The 15,871-nt window shown below is 46.6% G+C and carries 10 protein-coding genes; 9 read left to right on the plus strand and 1 reads right to left on the minus strand.

The features are described from left to right. Positions 1-35: 35 nt before the first annotated feature. From C5749_RS17095 to C5749_RS17110, 4 genes are read left to right on the plus strand one after another with little or no spacing between them, the layout of a single operon-like run. The gene (locus tag C5749_RS17095; RefSeq protein ID WP_105727453.1) at positions 36-1,247 is read left to right on the plus strand and encodes a D-arabinono-1,4-lactone oxidase; all 1,212 of its coding nucleotides are present in this window, start codon (positions 36-38) and stop codon (positions 1,245-1,247) included. Then, positions 1,247-1,630 carry a sensory rhodopsin transducer gene (locus C5749_RS17100; RefSeq protein ID WP_219848020.1) on the plus strand — a complete coding sequence of 128 codons (384 nt, stop codon included), beginning with the start codon at positions 1,247-1,249 and terminating at the stop codon, positions 1,628-1,630. Before C5749_RS17095 ends, C5749_RS17100 begins: the two co-directional genes overlap by 1 nt. Next, positions 1,627-2,157, plus strand: a complete 531-nt coding sequence (locus tag C5749_RS17105) for a DUF2721 domain-containing protein (RefSeq protein ID WP_105727454.1) — start codon at positions 1,627-1,629, stop codon at positions 2,155-2,157. Before C5749_RS17100 ends, C5749_RS17105 begins: the two co-directional genes overlap by 4 nt. Further along, positions 2,117-5,398, plus strand: a complete 3,282-nt coding sequence (locus tag C5749_RS17110) for a TonB-dependent receptor (RefSeq protein WP_245893825.1) — start codon at positions 2,117-2,119, stop codon at positions 5,396-5,398. The genes C5749_RS17105 and C5749_RS17110 overlap by 41 nt, the downstream gene beginning before the upstream one ends. Positions 5,399-5,474: 76 nt before the next feature. Here C5749_RS17110 and C5749_RS17115 read toward each other — a convergent pair whose 3' ends face one another. Next, on the minus strand, positions 5,475-6,365 hold the full coding sequence (locus C5749_RS17115) for an SDR family oxidoreductase (protein ID WP_105727455.1): 891 nt from the start codon (positions 6,363-6,365) through the stop codon (positions 5,475-5,477). A 157-nt stretch (positions 6,366-6,522) separates the two neighbouring features. On the opposite strand from C5749_RS17115, the gene C5749_RS17120 reads away from it, so the two are divergent. From C5749_RS17120 to C5749_RS17140, 5 genes are all read left to right on the plus strand, one after another. Next, positions 6,523-7,119 (plus strand): RNA polymerase sigma factor, encoded by a 597-nt coding sequence (locus C5749_RS17120; RefSeq protein ID WP_181151505.1) that lies wholly within the window; start codon positions 6,523-6,525, stop codon positions 7,117-7,119. Positions 7,120-7,197: 78 nt separating this feature from the next. Next, positions 7,198-8,328, plus strand: a complete 1,131-nt coding sequence (locus C5749_RS17125) for a FecR family protein (RefSeq protein ID WP_105727457.1) — start codon at positions 7,198-7,200, stop codon at positions 8,326-8,328. Between the two features lie 31 nt (positions 8,329-8,359). Next, complete coding sequence (locus tag C5749_RS17130; protein ID WP_105727458.1) at positions 8,360-11,971, plus strand: SusC/RagA family TonB-linked outer membrane protein; 3,612 nt, start codon at positions 8,360-8,362, stop codon at positions 11,969-11,971. Positions 11,972-11,983: 12 nt separating this feature from the next. Continuing rightward, the gene (locus C5749_RS17135) at positions 11,984-13,411 is read left to right on the plus strand and encodes a RagB/SusD family nutrient uptake outer membrane protein (RefSeq protein ID WP_105727459.1); all 1,428 of its coding nucleotides are present in this window, start codon (positions 11,984-11,986) and stop codon (positions 13,409-13,411) included. 27 nt (positions 13,412-13,438) lie between these two features. Then, on the plus strand, positions 13,439-15,871 hold the full coding sequence (locus tag C5749_RS17140; RefSeq protein ID WP_105727460.1) for a zinc-dependent metalloprotease: 2,433 nt from the start codon (positions 13,439-13,441) through the stop codon (positions 15,869-15,871).

Here is a 15,871-nt window from a genome sequence, read left to right on the forward strand (position 1 = left end):
AAAACCAAAAGCCATATCCTGTTGTTACTTTATATATGGCAATTTTCGGTAATAATAGCAATAAGTCCGAGCAACATAATTGGGCGGGAAATCTTCGGTTTACGCCTGCCAAATACCATGTAGCCGACGGCGAACGGGAGCTGATAAGCCTGCTAAAAACAGCGAATCAGAAAGGAAAAATAGTACGGTCGGTGGGAGCGCGTCATTCCTGTTCTCCTATAATCGAAACGGACGACATGCTCGTATCACTGGAAAAGTTTAATCAGCTTCATGCCGTGGATGATAAACGCTTGGAAGCTACTGTCGGTGCCGGAATGACGGTCGAAGAGGTAGGAAAAGCGCTATTCAAACATCATCTGGCTATGGAAAACACGGGTCACATCGACCAGCAGTCGTTAGCAGGCGCGATCAGTACTGGAACCCATGGAGCAGGGAAGGCGCTTACTAATCTTTCAGGACCGGTAACATCGATAAAACTGATTACCGGGGCCGGTAAATGCGAAATGTATAATCAAAACGATCATTCCGATATCATGCGGGCATTACGGGTGTCGCTAGGGGCGTTGGGTATATTTACACAAATCACCCTGAAGGTACTCCCTGCTTTCCGCTTAAAACGTCAGCATTATTGTACTTCGGTGGAGGATTGTCTGAAGCATTTACCCGAGCTGATGGAAGAAAACCGGAACTTTGGATTTTACTGGTATCCGCGACGTGACGAAGTCAGCCTCCGTCTTTGGAATGAGTTGGGTATGGGTACACAAGAACTTCCCTATGCACGCCTCGATAAGGAAGAAATTGGATGGAGCCAGGATTTGCTGCCGACTCCTCACGAACTTCGCTATGTAGAACTGGAATACTCGCTCGCGATCGAGCAGGCTACAGATTGCTTTATGGAAATCAGGGAACGCATTTTAAAAAAACATCGGAAGGAGGTCGGTTGGCGAGTACTTTTTAGACCAGTAGCTGCAGATGATAATTATCTGAGTAACGCATATGGGCGTCCGACTGTGGCCATAACGATCCACCAGAACGCATGTCTGCCTTACGAGGCATATTTCAAGGATATCGAACAGATCTTTCAAGCGTATGATAGCAGGCCACATTGGGGAAAGATGCACAGTATGACTGCTAAGGAATTGAAACGATGTTATCCGGAATGGGACACTTTTCAGCGTGTCCGTGAGGCGTTTGATCCGAACAATACCCTGTTAACTCCTTACTTGAAACGTATTTTAATAGTGTGATGATGAAACACTCGAGCATAGGACATAAGATTTGGGCCCTGCCAGGCTGTTGTATTCCGGCCGAAAGTACCGGCGAAGAGCCTGCGCATACCAGTCGGGATGAAATCAGTATATTGAATACGGGTGAATCGGTCGCTGCCATTGAAATCTCGATCTACTATACCGATAGGGAACCCGTTGGACCCTATCGCATTACCGTGGATGCTAAACGGATCCGTACGATCCGATTCAATGATTTGATAGATCCAGAGGCTATTTTATTGGCGAAAGAATTTGCTGCACTGTTACAATCTGACCGGCCTGTAGTGGTACAGTTCAGTCGGCTGGATACGGCCCACGGTGGACGGGATCACAGCACGACAATCGCCTTTCCGGTCACATGAACGCGGTAACAATGGAGAATTTTGCACAAGTACTTACTGTTCTTTCTTCCATGATTACACCCGTGGTGCTCATCATGGCAAACGGCTCGTTGATTCTCTCAACCTCACAGCGTTTGAGCCGTGAAATCGAACGCACTCGGAAGTTAGGCAAGGAACTGAAGCAATTAACAGATACAGAAACAAAGGAAAGAGACGACGATGAAGAGATTCTTGCCGTCTATAAACAGCTGAAGCGATCGACTAAACGGGTGTTGCATTTGCAGCGCGCGATGACGAGTTTATACGTCTCGCTGCTTTTCTTTGTTGCGACCAGCGTTAGCATTGGCGTGGTTGATATCTTACACTTAAGTTATAACTGGATTCCCGTTACACTCGTCCTGATGGGAGCCGTTCTTTTATTTTATGCCTGTTTGGAGCTAATCAGTGAATCGCGGCTTGCTTTTATAGCTGTTCTTTTCGAAATGACAAGGGCGATAAAAGCGGTTGGTGGCAATTTTCGGAATGGAAACCGCCATCGATACGATTAACATAATCTTGATATCCCCGTATCAGTTAGTTAACCGTGCGCTAATAGCTTTGTCGCTAACAAATTTAAACGGTGAAATGATTGTAAACTTCAAACAGCAAGCTTTATTTTATGTCGTATGCTTTATCGCTACAATGATGGTGGGCGTACAGACTTATGCACAAGGAACACAGGCTTCCATTAGAGGAGGTATAACGACGCAAGCAGAGACACCCGTTTCGGGAGCTACCGTCCGTGTTAAAAATGAGTCAACCGGCTTCACAACCACTACCATCACAAATGAGCGGGGAAACTATGACCTCAAGCAGCTTCCGCTAGGCGGGCCTTACACGGTAACGGCCACTCATATCGAGGAAGGTGAGGGGTCAGTTACGGGCGTTCATCTTAATCAAGGCGATGTCGCGCAGATCAACGTACAGATTGTACCTAACCGACATGCTTTAGATGCTGTAGAAATAACGGCTTCGGGTCTTAAAAATACGCGGGATTATCTTGGAGCGGCGACCGCATTCTCGTCGCAAGATATCAAATCATTACCGGTAAACGGGCGTAATTTCACATCGCTTACAGACCTGTCACCGTTGGCCCGGGGCGGAAGTATTTCCGGTCAGTTGGGTTCTTCGACTAATTTTACGATTGACGGTATGAACGCCAAGAACCCTACTTCCGCAGGCTCCACGACCAGCCGGAGTGGCGCACCTTATTCCATCTCGATGGAGGCCGTACGCGAGTTTAAGGTGGTAACCAATCAATACGATGTTACCTACGGACGCAGTGGCGGAGGAACCATCAGTGCGGCGACAAAGGCAGGAACGAATACATTTGAAGGGTCGGCTTTCGTCTTTGGACGTACAGATTGGCTCACTAGTCAATATGATATTAACGGAAACCCTCGTATTGGAGATTATTCTACTTATCAATATGGATTCTCTTTAGGAGGCCCTATCATTAAGGATAAATTGCACTTCTTCGCCGTTTGGGACAGGCAGCAAGACAATAGATCCTTGCTGATTGCCGATATCCGTGGTGGAGATAACGAAGCTCGCTATAGGATCAACCAACCCACATTGGACCGTTATCTGGGTATTGCTCGTAGCAAATACGGCGTATCTGATGCTCCTCAAACGGGTGCGATTAATAAAAATAGAACATCCGACGCTGGTTTTCTCCGTTTAGATTGGCAGATCAACGAAAAAAACTTGTTGACTATCCGCAATAACCTGACCTATGACTATAATCCTTTAGGGCTTGCAGATAATACGTCAATCAATATTCTGGAGTCATATGGTAACGATAAGAATTTTGATAACAGTTTTTTGGCCACTTTGCGTACCTCGATTTCCCCACGCATTACGAACGAGCTAAAACTGCAACATTTGTATGTTTACCAAAATAGTACGCAGGGTGATCAGATTGGCGATGGTTATATACCACGTGCGATCGTGGAACGTGTTACTTCTCAGATTGGCGGCGACGACTTGCAGACCAACATTCAGCTAGGCGGGCATCGGTTCGCGCAGGAGAGTTTTAAAAACAACGTATTACAGTTAGTAAACAATTTGTATTTTGATACCGATTGGGCGAAGTATACGTTTGGGGTTGACGTGATGTCCACAGCTTCCAATTCCATTTACGGGTCTGAGGTGAACGGACGTTTTCATTTTGTTGGCTTAGATAATTTTGAAAACATGAAACCCTATCGCTATTATCGGGAGGTACCGTTAAAAGACGACGTAGCGGTAAAGGGAACCATCATGAATTTCGGATTGTATGCCCAAATGCGGAAAAACATTGCGGCGGGGTTGGAGATGACCGCTGGTTTACGTATGGACTATGCTGCTTATCCAAAGGCTACGTTCAGTCAGTTGGTATACGATGAGTTAGGGATACGCACGGACAACAGGTTAGCTTCCTTTATTTTACAGCCCCGTTTGCAATTCAGTTGGGATATTAACCAGAATCAAACCGATTTTTTGCGGTTTGGTGCCGGGATTTTCGCTTCCGATATTAACAACTACATGATCATCAATAACCTGACGTTTGATGGCTCTAACTTTGCTACGGTTGATGTGCGTGATGGTGACATCCCGCCGATTGATTTTAATCGTTATCGGCAGGATCAAAGTACCATCCCCGCTTTAGCCGCACATCAGATTCCGACCATTAACTATACGGGAAAAGATGCCGATGTACCTACTGTATATAAAGCAAACCTGTCGTATACCCGCTTTATAACCGATCGTTTCAAAATGACGGCTACCGGTTTCATGACATTAGGACGGAATAATTATACCTATGTGGACCGTAATATGGTGAGTGAACCGTTTTTTAGGTTGGCAAATGAAGGTAACCGTGGTGTATTTGTCCCGGCAGAATCTATCGCGGCCAATGGAACGCCCGATTGGCAGCAGGGACGTATTTCGGATAAGCTAGGCCGTGTGCTAGAATTGACGAGCATCGGAAAAATCAACCAATTTGCGGTGGTGATCGACGGAACGTACAAATATTTCCGCGACGGCGTGATCAACGCAAGCTATACATGGAACGACACCAAGGATAATACGTCGTTCAATGGTAATGTTGCCAATAGCGCAACACTTTCGCAACCTGTAGTTGACGATCCCCGAGACTTAGGCGCACTAGCTTATTCGAACAACCAATTCAGACACAAAGTTGTCGTATATGGTAAGGCACCGACGTTCTGGGGCGTAAATATAGGCGTGCGGTATACTGGATTGGGCGGAACGCGTTTCAATATTCTCGCTGGTGCCAATACCAACGGCGACTTCGTGGCCTCGACGAACGATTTAGCCTTTATATTCGACTATAACAACCTGAATACGCCGGAAAACATCCGTACTGGCCTTCAGGCTATCTTGGATAACCCCGAAGCCAGTCAAAGCCTGAAAGATGTCATTGTAAATTACGCTGGACGTATTGCTGACCGGAACGCGGGGGTTAACGGTTTCTTTGGAACCGTAGACCTGCGTATTGCGAAGAAGTTTATGATGCAGAGAACGCATGGTATTGAGGTATCTGCAGAAATCTTCAATTTGCTGAACATGGTGGATAAAGAGTGGGGTGTAACCAAGACATTGGGAAACCAAGCGTTGTATGGTCTGCTGGCGGAAGGCTTTAACGCCGACGCGAAGGAGTTTAATTATAGGGTTAACAATGTCGGCTTGGCAAGTCCGAGCGGAAATCCTTTTCAAGTCCAGTTGGGTGTCCGCTACTCGTTTTAGCAAGTTGCTATAGATTAAGCAATTGTCACGTGGCAGAAAGGAAGCGCATAATGATCAAGTTATGCGCTTTCTGTTTTTATGGCTGACCTCCTCCTCCTGCAGCCCCATAGATCTGCCCGGTGGAGTAACTGGCGCTATTGTCTGCCAGTTGTACATAGATAGAAGCAAGCTCGGCAGGTTGCCCGGCTCTGCCCAAAGCTGTGTCTGCTCCGAAGTCAACTAAGGTTTCCGGTTCTTTGCTGCATACTTGTAAAGGCGTCCAAACTGGCCCGGGCGCGACACCGTTTACTCTGATGCCTGCTTCCCCTAGCTGTTGCGCTAGGGCTTTAACCAAAATGACATTCGTCGCCTTTGTTTGGGCATAATCCATCAAGGCCGCCTCCGGATCGTATGCCTGCACCGAAGCGGTAACGATAATGGACGATCCGGCTGGCATGTGCGGAATAGCCGCCTTTGTTATCCAAAACGGTGCATACACATTTGTTTTCATGGTTTGGTCGAAACTCTCATCGGGGATATCCAAAATCGATGCGTAACTTTGTTGGTAAGCGGCGTTATTGACCAGAATATCCAATCCGCCTAATTTCTCGACTGCTTCCGCTACGAGCTGTTGGCAAAAATTCCGATCGGTAATATCGCCGGGGATCGCGTAACCTTTGCGTCCGGCTTTTTCAATGAGGTCGATGACCTGCTTTGCATCTTCTTCTTCGGCCGGCAAATAGTTGATCGCTACATCGGCCCCTTCTCTGGCAAATGCAATAGCTGCGGCTCGGCCAATGCCGGAGTCGCCACCGGTAATCAATGCCCGTCGGTTTTCCAAGCGCCCAGAGCCTAGATAGGTGTTTTCCCCATGATCGGGAATGGGCTCCATTTTTCCGGTTAATGCCGGGAAAGGTTGTGACTGTTTTTTGAAAGGTGGTCTTGGATATTTGTCCACCGGATTTTCAAGTTTTGATTTTAGCTCCATGATCTCTATATATGTCCTCTATGTTCTCTTCTGAATTGAACAATGTATTCGATATTCCGTTTTGTTTTTTTCTGATTGAAATTCGTGAATGCGAGGCATTTTATCTAAGTTTGCGATTTTAAATGTCGCTCAGCGCGTTTTTGATGCTGTCCTATTCATGGCTAAGTCGTATAATTATTCTGAAGAACAGGCTACACTCCTTTTGTTGAAACAGGGTAACTTAGATGCGTTCAATACACTTTATAATGAACATGGTCGCAAGTTGTTTATCCACATCCAGCAGATGACGAAGGATGAAGATGCGACAGAAGAACTGTTACAGGACGTATTTATGAAAGTCTGGGACAACCGTAGCGGCATAGATGCTAGTCGGCCGTTCCGCCCTTGGTTATATACGATAGCGAGGAATACGGTCTACAATTATTACAGACAAGTCGCAAAAGACCATAAAATTCAAGAACAGTTATACCTCCACTTCGAAGACCTGTATCACCTCGAGACAGATGAAGATATACGCGATAAACAAGAGGCATTGTTGGCTCGTGCTTTGGACACGCTCACCGAAAGACGGCGTACCATTTTTACCTTGTGTAAGATCGAAGGGAAAAGCTACGAAGAGGTCGCATCTCGTTTAGGGATTTCTGTGTCTACGGTTAGTAATATGATGGTTAAGAGCAACCAGCAGATCCGCCGCTTCGTGCAAGAGCACTACGACGAACTTTTGATGATACTCCTCGCCATACATCTTGTATAAACTAATTATTAATAAATCTTTATTTTTTTTGCCGTTCGGATAGTGTTTTTACACAAACGCGGTGTATATATTAATAGTATGTCACAAAACATAGCCAAAATTTATAGGCGTTACCTAGAAGGAACGTTGACCCGAGTCGAGCTAGATCTCTTGTTACGCTATTTTGAACAGGCTTCGGAAGAGGATCTCAAAAAACTGATAGACGACGGCTTTGACTTTTCGTCGGACCTGCCTGTTGGTGTCGATATTGATGAACGTTTGCAACGCGTGCAGCGTAAATTGATCGATCACACCTTCCGTCGTCCGGTCCGCTCGATGAGAAAGCAAACCTGGGTAGCGGTAGCCGCAAGTGTGCTGGTGATTTTAGGCTGTTTTTATTTCTTCGTGGAGCGCTCCACAGACCGTGCAGAAGATATCTTCGCTCCTTCCCCTATGTTGTTTGTTAAAAATGCAAAGGGCGAGCAGATAACCATCAACGATAAACAGGATTCGGTTTGGCTTGCAGATAATATGCTGTTGAGCCGGGTCGATAGCCTAACCTTCCGTTTACTATCAAGCCCAGGCACAGCTGCGGCTTCTGAGCAGCAGACACTATATACCGAGCAATCTGACTTTAAAGTCATTTTGGAAGATGGGTCCATTGTTACCTTAAATGCGCATTCTTCGCTCACACTAGGTGTCCCGTTCGATGAAGGTGAACGGCGTGTAACACTGGTAGGAGAAGGTTTTTTTGACGTTGTGCATGATGCAAAGCGCCCATTTAAGGTGCATATTGGGAACACCCAGATAGAGGTTTTGGGAACACAGTTTAATGTGCGAAGCTATCCCGAAGAGATGGCGGTAGAAACCGTTCTTGTTCGAGGAAAGGTAGCCCTATCACAAAAAGGAAGATCCGAGCGGGTGATGCTCGTTCCTGGTCAAAAGGCGATTAGCAATGCGGATGGCATTCACCTTGAAAAGACGCGGACACAGCAGGCTACCGCTTGGAAAGACCGTTACTTTATGTATGAAGATGAATCCCTCGCAGCGGTGTTGCAAGATATTGCAGAATGGTATGGCACCGGTCTGGATACGCTCCATATGCCACAAGACAATCGAATTTATATGAAAATCAACAAAAATTTGCCGCTTTCAGAAGTGCTGCGGTTACTCAATGAGACGAGTGGCGTAGCGTATACCTTCGAACAGGGGCAAATCAGAATACAGTAATATCATAATTTTTAACCTTATCCTAACTACAATGTTTAACCACAACAGACGAAGAAAGCTGCTGGCCGGATTGCGGCATAACCGATACGCATTATTGGTTTTTATCACTTGCTTTTTTCACCAACTATCTGCGCAGGCACAGCGCATTAATCTTGTGTTTCAGCAGGCTTCCGTTCGGGAAGTTATTCAAGAACTATCCGACGAATATGGTTATGAATTTATCTTCGATGCAGGCCTATTGAAGCAGGCCAAACCTATCAGCGGACAATGGTCTGAGGTGCTACTAGCGGATGCCCTTTCTGAATTGTTTCAAGATCAGCCGTTTGGCTATCGTATCGACGAGAAGCGGATTATTCTCTTTCCTAAACCCGTCGATAGGCAAGACGGCTATGTGGTGCGTGGCCGGGTCATAGATAGTCTGGGGAAGGCTATTCCGGGCGTTTCGATTCATACAGAAGGGCTATCGTCCCAGACCATCTCTAACGAGCGTGGCGAATTTCAGCTAGAGACTCGTCCAAACAAGTCTGTGCTGTATTTCCACCACCTCAGTTACGATCTGCGCTTTATGGATATTCCCCCAGCGATGGCCGAGCGGCCATTGACCATCATGCTGTCTTTAAAAGAATCGATGCTGAACGAGGTCATGATTACGGGCTACCAGCAAATCAGCAAGGAGCGATCAACGGCAGCTTATACCCACGTAGACAATGAACAGTTGAATAGGCATATTAATGTTGATCTGCTTTCGGCTTTGGAAGGGCAGGTACCAGGTTTAATGATGACTAAAAATCCACATGGAGCAGCGCCGGACGCACCGTTGCTCCGGGGAATTGCAACCTATTCTTCGTCTATAGGAACCTCTCCCCTGATCGTTATCGACGATTTGCCAACGGAGTTTACGTTGTCGGATGTTAACCCGTATGATGTGGAATCCATCACGGTATTAAAAGATGCAGCGGCGGCGTCTATCTATGGCGCACGGGCAGCAAACGGTGTCATCGTTGTGACGACCAAGCAAGGCAAAGGGCGAGGTGTGAAGGTAACAGCGAATGCTGATTTCTTTCTCACGGGTAAGCCGGATTTGGACAGGATGCGGTATGCAGGTACATCTGATCTCATTGATTTTGAAATGGATTTGTACAATAGGGACTTAGCTCGGGTAAATGGGGATGAATCGGAGCTGTTTAAGGCCTATGGAAGCTTCGGCGGTAGACCCAGGTATTATTCGCCATTATTCAATCTTAACCGCATGCTTGCCAATGGGGAGATTGTTCAAGATGTGTACGACGAGCGTTTGGCATCCTGGCGGACAAATGATTTTTATCAAGAATACCGCGACTTAGTGTGGCGTAACGAATCTAGACAGCGCTATAATGCCAATATCTCCCAAGCTGGGGCAAACAGCAATACCTATGTTTCCTTTAACTACGACAAGGCCAATGGGCGTGTACGGCACAACGAAGACCAGCGCTTCAACCTCAATATGAAGTCTACCTTTAACCTAACTAACTGGTTACGTGCCACAGTAGGGGTAAACGGTACGTACAACGCCGGTCAATCCACCGAAAATGTGTACAACTCGATGCAGATACAGGAACGTTATACGCGTATAATGGATACAAACGGAAATCCGGTTATCCATCCCTATGTCGATCTGGGGAGCAGTATTGCGGGTGCTGGTGCGGTCAACGGTGCCATAGCCGAGCAAATCGCGGGCAATGCTGCGCTTCGTTCTACAGGCTTTCATCTCCTTGATGCATTGGGTCAGGGGATGACACATGGCAAAACCCTTAGCCTACGTTCATTCACCAACTGGAAAGCGGACCTTTACAAAGGCTTGTCTTATCAGGTGCAGTTTTCGTATGAACTTAACCAGGCAGAGACTAACAACTACTATGACGAACAGGATTACATGATGCGTATGGCGCACAACGGCTTGCTGAGTTATCAAAGCGCCAACGACCGCTATGTGGCGAACCTCCCGGCAGGTGGACGTTTCTATCAACGAAACAATAAACGATATAATTACAATTTTCGTCAACAGCTTAACTATGACAACGGTTTTGGTTCTAGGGGGCAGCATCAAGTAGCGGCTTTGGCTGGTTTTGAAATGCGGCAAACGAACAACCCGGTGGATATACAGCAACTGCTATACGGTTACAATACGACAACGTTGGCTTCTATCAATATCAACTGGCTGGACGCCATTGAAACCGGTTTCGACAGCTTTTTGTATGGTGGTCGTATGCGGATGAGTAATCCGGCATTTGCTGCACAGCAAGAAACATTGCACCGCTATGTATCGGCTTTTGCCAATGGAGGCTATACTTACGATAGCCGTTATAACCTGACCGGTAGTGTCCGGGTAGACCAAGCGGATTTATTTGGTGTGGATCCAAAATACAAGTATCGCCCTTTGTGGTCACTAGGTGCGGGATGGAATATCAGTAATGAAGCATTCATGCGTGAAGTGACCTGGGTGAATGGCTTAAAAGCCCGTTTGACGTACGGTATTACCGGAAATGTGGATCAGACATCTTCGCCTTACTCGACGGCAAGATGGCGGACGGATCGGCTATATACCGATATCGACTACTTGGAGATAAATTCGCTTCCTAACCCACGCCTACGCTGGGAAAAAACGGCGACTTGGAATATGGGTGTGGACTACGCGGTACTAGATAACCGCCTGAGTGGTAGCATTGATTACTACAACAGGTATAGTAGCGATTTGCTTATTTCGACGATCTTGGATGCGACGGTAGGAGCAACCTCACGGGTACTGAATGCTGGCGCATTGCGCAATAAGGGGATTGAATTTAATATAAACGGTGTTTGGTTTCAGAACGAAGACTGGCGTGTTGCTTCGAGCTTTGTCTTTGCACATAATACCAACCGGGTAGAGAAGGTCAATACACCAGCTTCTACGGCAGGATCTTATGTGTCTGCTCCGTCTAACTATTTCTTTGAAGACGAGCCGTTTAACTCACTGATGGCGTACCGCTACGCAGGAATGACAGAAGGTTACCCATATTTTTATAACGAGAACGGGGAGGTGAACGTGGCATTTGACGATGATGGGGTGCCTTTGACTGCGCAGTCGATCACCAATCCTGATGCGCTGGTCAATATGGGGTCCCTGATACCGAAGTATAATGGATCTTTTACACAGCGTATCCGTTACAAGTCGTTTGACCTCTCGACCATGTTTGTGTTCTCCGGTGGTAATAAGTTGCGTTTGGACGTGATTGACATCGGAAGTGACGAATTGTTGCATGAGAATTTAGTAAATCGTTGGACGGACGGCACGACAGCGGATTTTCCGAGACTGTTGGTAGACTATCCGGAAGATCGATTGTCGTATGCGAGAAACTCATCGTCGATGTGGCGGAACGCCGATATTCATGTGCGGGATGCCGATTATGTTAAGCTGCGAAACATAGCACTAGGATATAGCCTGCCGGCGCATTGGACACGAAGAGCTGGACTGGTCGGCGCAAAGCTGACTGCCCAGATCAACAATCTCTGGTATTGGAGTGCTGTTGGAAACGACATTGACCCCGAATTCTATTCGCTAAATAGTGGTACACGCACCTTGCCTGCGCCGAAATCATTCTTATTCGGCTTATCCGTCAACTTTTAATCTATTCACGATATGAAATTAATTAAAACAGCTTTACTTTTCTTTTGCATTTTTAGTTTTACGGCTTGTGATAAGTATCTGGACTTGGTGCCAACTGGAGCGCAATTGATCAGTACCACACAGGATTACTACGAATTGGTTTCTGTACCTGGTCGCGGCTACCCCGTTAATAATTTTCAATATTTGGTAGACGACCAATGGATGCGCGAATCCTTTGTTATCGGGGCCGCTCCTAATATTAATACGATTAACTTCCTGTTTCAGGAGAACGAGGACAGGATAAGCCGGATAAACAGTTCGTCGATGTACAACCAGACATACAAATATATCGGCCAATGGAACACGATTATTTCCCTGGTTGACGGTAGTACCGGCGATGCAGACTTAAAACGGCTGGCAAAGGCCGAAGCGAAGATTTTTCGAGCTCACGACCATTTTTTATTGGTGAATGTGTATGCGAAGGCCTACGATCCCAACACCGCGGCAACCGATGGCGGGATATGTATTATGGATGAATTCAATTTGGAAGCCGTACCGACAAAATCGACTGTACAGCAGGTCTATGATTTTATACAGAAAGACATCGACGAGGCGCTTCCGTACCTGCAGGAAACACCGGGGAATGTGTATCACCCATCATTGGCATTTGCTTGGGCCTTTAAGGCAAAAGTACACCTCTTTAAGCGCGAAATCGCCGAAGCAAAGGCAGCCGCTGAGAAGGCCTTGACGTATAACGATGCTTTATTTGACCTCGTGGCATATGCAGCACTTGGCGGACCATCTGCGATGGATGTTCCCGCTTCAGCCAACCCAGAGGTGTTGAGCTATATGTACATGACCGGTTATAATGAGATGAACTGGGCGTGGCAGTACATTATTAGCCCGGAACTCGTCGAGATGTACCAAACAGCTGATGACAAGCGCTTCACCTTATTTTTTAATACGACGAACAATAGCTTGCAGGATGCGGCTGCTGGTACGGCTTATTATGATGTGCCGTACACCAAATTTTTCTATCCGACCGTCGGTATGAAAACACCGGAAACGTATCTGATGTTGGCCGAGTGTTACGCCCGGGAGGATAATAATGAAAAGGCCATGGAAGTGTTGAACCGATTGCGCAAGACCCGTATCGCGGGAGAGGAGGCTATGCTAAATACGCCGGCGACACGCAAAGAAACGATGGAACTGATTATCAATGAACGCCGGAAAGAGTTACCGTTTGGATACCACCGTTTCTTTGATTTGAAGCGCTTTAATCTAGAACCAGACTATGCAAAAACATTGGTTCGCACGTTTCCCCTCGTCAGCGAGGCTGTGCCGCAGCAGACATACACCTTGGCACCGGACTCAAGAATGTACAACATTCCGTTTCCGAGAGATGTCATGGAGCTTAATCCCAATATCCGACCGAACACCAATGAAGTTCTCCCATTTTAATAGCTAAAAGATCCACACGTTAATACTATGTTTAGAAAATTTATTACTTGTTTGATACTCAGTTTTTCATTGTCCTACGCATTCGCAGCAATGATGCCTGCTGACAGCAGCCGGAACGATAAAAATGATAAGAATGACTATGCGAAAATTACCAAAAAGGCTACACTCGAACGTCAGGGCGTTTTTACGGTGTATGAGTCTGAGAAAAAGTGGTACTTGGAAATACCGGACACGTTGCTCAACCGCTATTTTCTGACCGTTACGCGGCTTATCGCTTCGCCTGTCGGTTTTCCGATGTATGGCGGTGAAAAGCTGAACGAGCAAACGATCTATTTTGAAAAGGGAAATGCTGATCGACTTTTTCTACGTTCTGTAGACTATCGACAGGACGCACCTGAAGAGGATGCCATATACGGTGCGTTGCTGAAATCTCAACAAGAGCCGATCATAGCGGCCTTGGATATCAAAGGTACAAACCAAGAGAAGAATAGCTATCTGGTCGAGGTGACGGATCTATTCCGGAAGGACAATAGTGTATTGTCCTTGGCTAGCAAAATTAAGAGCGATAACAAACTCGGGTCATTGGCAGACGACCGCTCGTTTATAATCGATATGCGTACATTTCCGATTAATTTGGAGGTGCAGACCACCAAGACCTATTCGACCTCTTCGCCTTCAGTAGCTGTAGGCGCACAGACTTTTACGGTAAATACATCGATGGTATTGCTACCTAAGGTGCCCATGCAGAAGCGTCTGGCTGACCCGAGGATCGGCTATTTTGCCAATCGGTTTACACACTTTGCGGATGATAAACCACGTAGCGAAACATATCAGCTGATTCAACGTTTTCGTCTGGAACCGAAAGAGGAGGACATGGCGCGTTATAAGCGTGGTGAAAAGGTAGATCCCAAGAAGCAAATCGTGTATTATATCGATCCGGCAACGCCAAAAAAATGGCGCCCGTATCTTATTGCAGGTATAAATGATTGGAACAAGGCTTTCGAACAAGCAGGATTTAAAAATGCGATCGTGGGTAGGGAATGGCCGGAAAGCGATACGACCATGAGCCTGGAAGATGCCCGGTTCTCGGTTATTCGCTATTTTGCTTCCGAAAAATCGAATGCATACGGTCCACGTATTGTCGATCCTCGCAGTGGCGAAATTATCGAAAGCCACGTTGGTTGGTATCATAACGTCATGAAACTTTTGCAACAGTGGTTCATGGTACAAGTGGGGCCTTTGGATAAGCGGGCGCAGAAGATGGATTTAGATGATGAGGTGATGGGTGAGTTGATCCGATTTGTATCCTCCCACGAAGTGGGGCACGGCCTGGGGCTTCGCCACAATATGGGAGCAAGCAGCCAAACACCTGTAGAAAAACTGCGGGACAGGGAATGGCTTGAACGGCATGGACATACTGTGTCCATCATGGATTACGCCCGGTTCAATTATGTTGCGCAGCCGGAGGATAATGTGGGATTAGCCGGCATCTATCCCCGTATTGGTATGTATGACAAATGGGCTATCCAATGGGGCTACCAATATTTGCCACAATTCAAGGATGCGTATCACGAACACGATTTTTTGGTCAAGCAACTCACGGATAGCTTGAAGAGAAATCCAAAGTTATGGTTTGGGGGCGAAGGCAAAGGTGAAGATCCCCGCAGCCAGTCTGAGGATCTTGGCGACGATGCGGTATTAGCCAGTACGTATGGCTTGAAAAACTTGCGTCGCGTGATTGACAATCTAGTGGACTGGACGGCTACACCCAACGACGACTACACCAATCTCAAAAATATGCATAAAGCCGTCCGTTCTCAGTTTAACCGCTATTTGTATCATGTTTTGAAAAATATCGGAAGTCGTTATGTGACCGAAAAGGTGAGAGGAGATGAAGGGGCTGTTTACGCGGAGGTGCCGAAAGCAAGGGTCAAGGCTGCGGTAAAATATGTAAACGATAATGTGTTTACGCCTCCGATGTGGCTTTATCCAGCGGATATCCGGCAGTACCTAGGGAACGACGATGGTAAAGAAATCTTGGATCAGCAGCAACAGATGCTCAATATGTTACTGAGCCCTGGAATGATGCACAATTTATACCAAAAATCACTTACGGATAAGGATGTTTACCCCTTGGAGGAGCATCTGGAAGATTTGGCTGCAGGCGTTTGGACAGCTTTGGATTATGGAAAAGAAGCCAATGCGTATAAGCGAAGCCAGCAACGTTACTTTCTGGAGAAGATGGACGTGCTGATAAACGGAAGCAGAACAGATGGTAAAAATGAGATTATCACCCAAGCGCAGCGCAGCGATGTGGCGCTGTACGTTTCTGCCTTTCTGCCAGCTTTACAGCAACGCATACAGCAATTGGCCATGAAAGCGAAGTCGCCGTTGGACAAGCAGCATTTCCGTCAAGCTATAGAAGAAATTAAACGTATACAAGAACGAAAAGATAAATAA

Source organism: Sphingobacterium gobiense (genome assembly GCF_002980575.1).
Classification (GTDB): Bacteria; Bacteroidota; Bacteroidia; order Sphingobacteriales; family Sphingobacteriaceae; genus Sphingobacterium; species Sphingobacterium gobiense.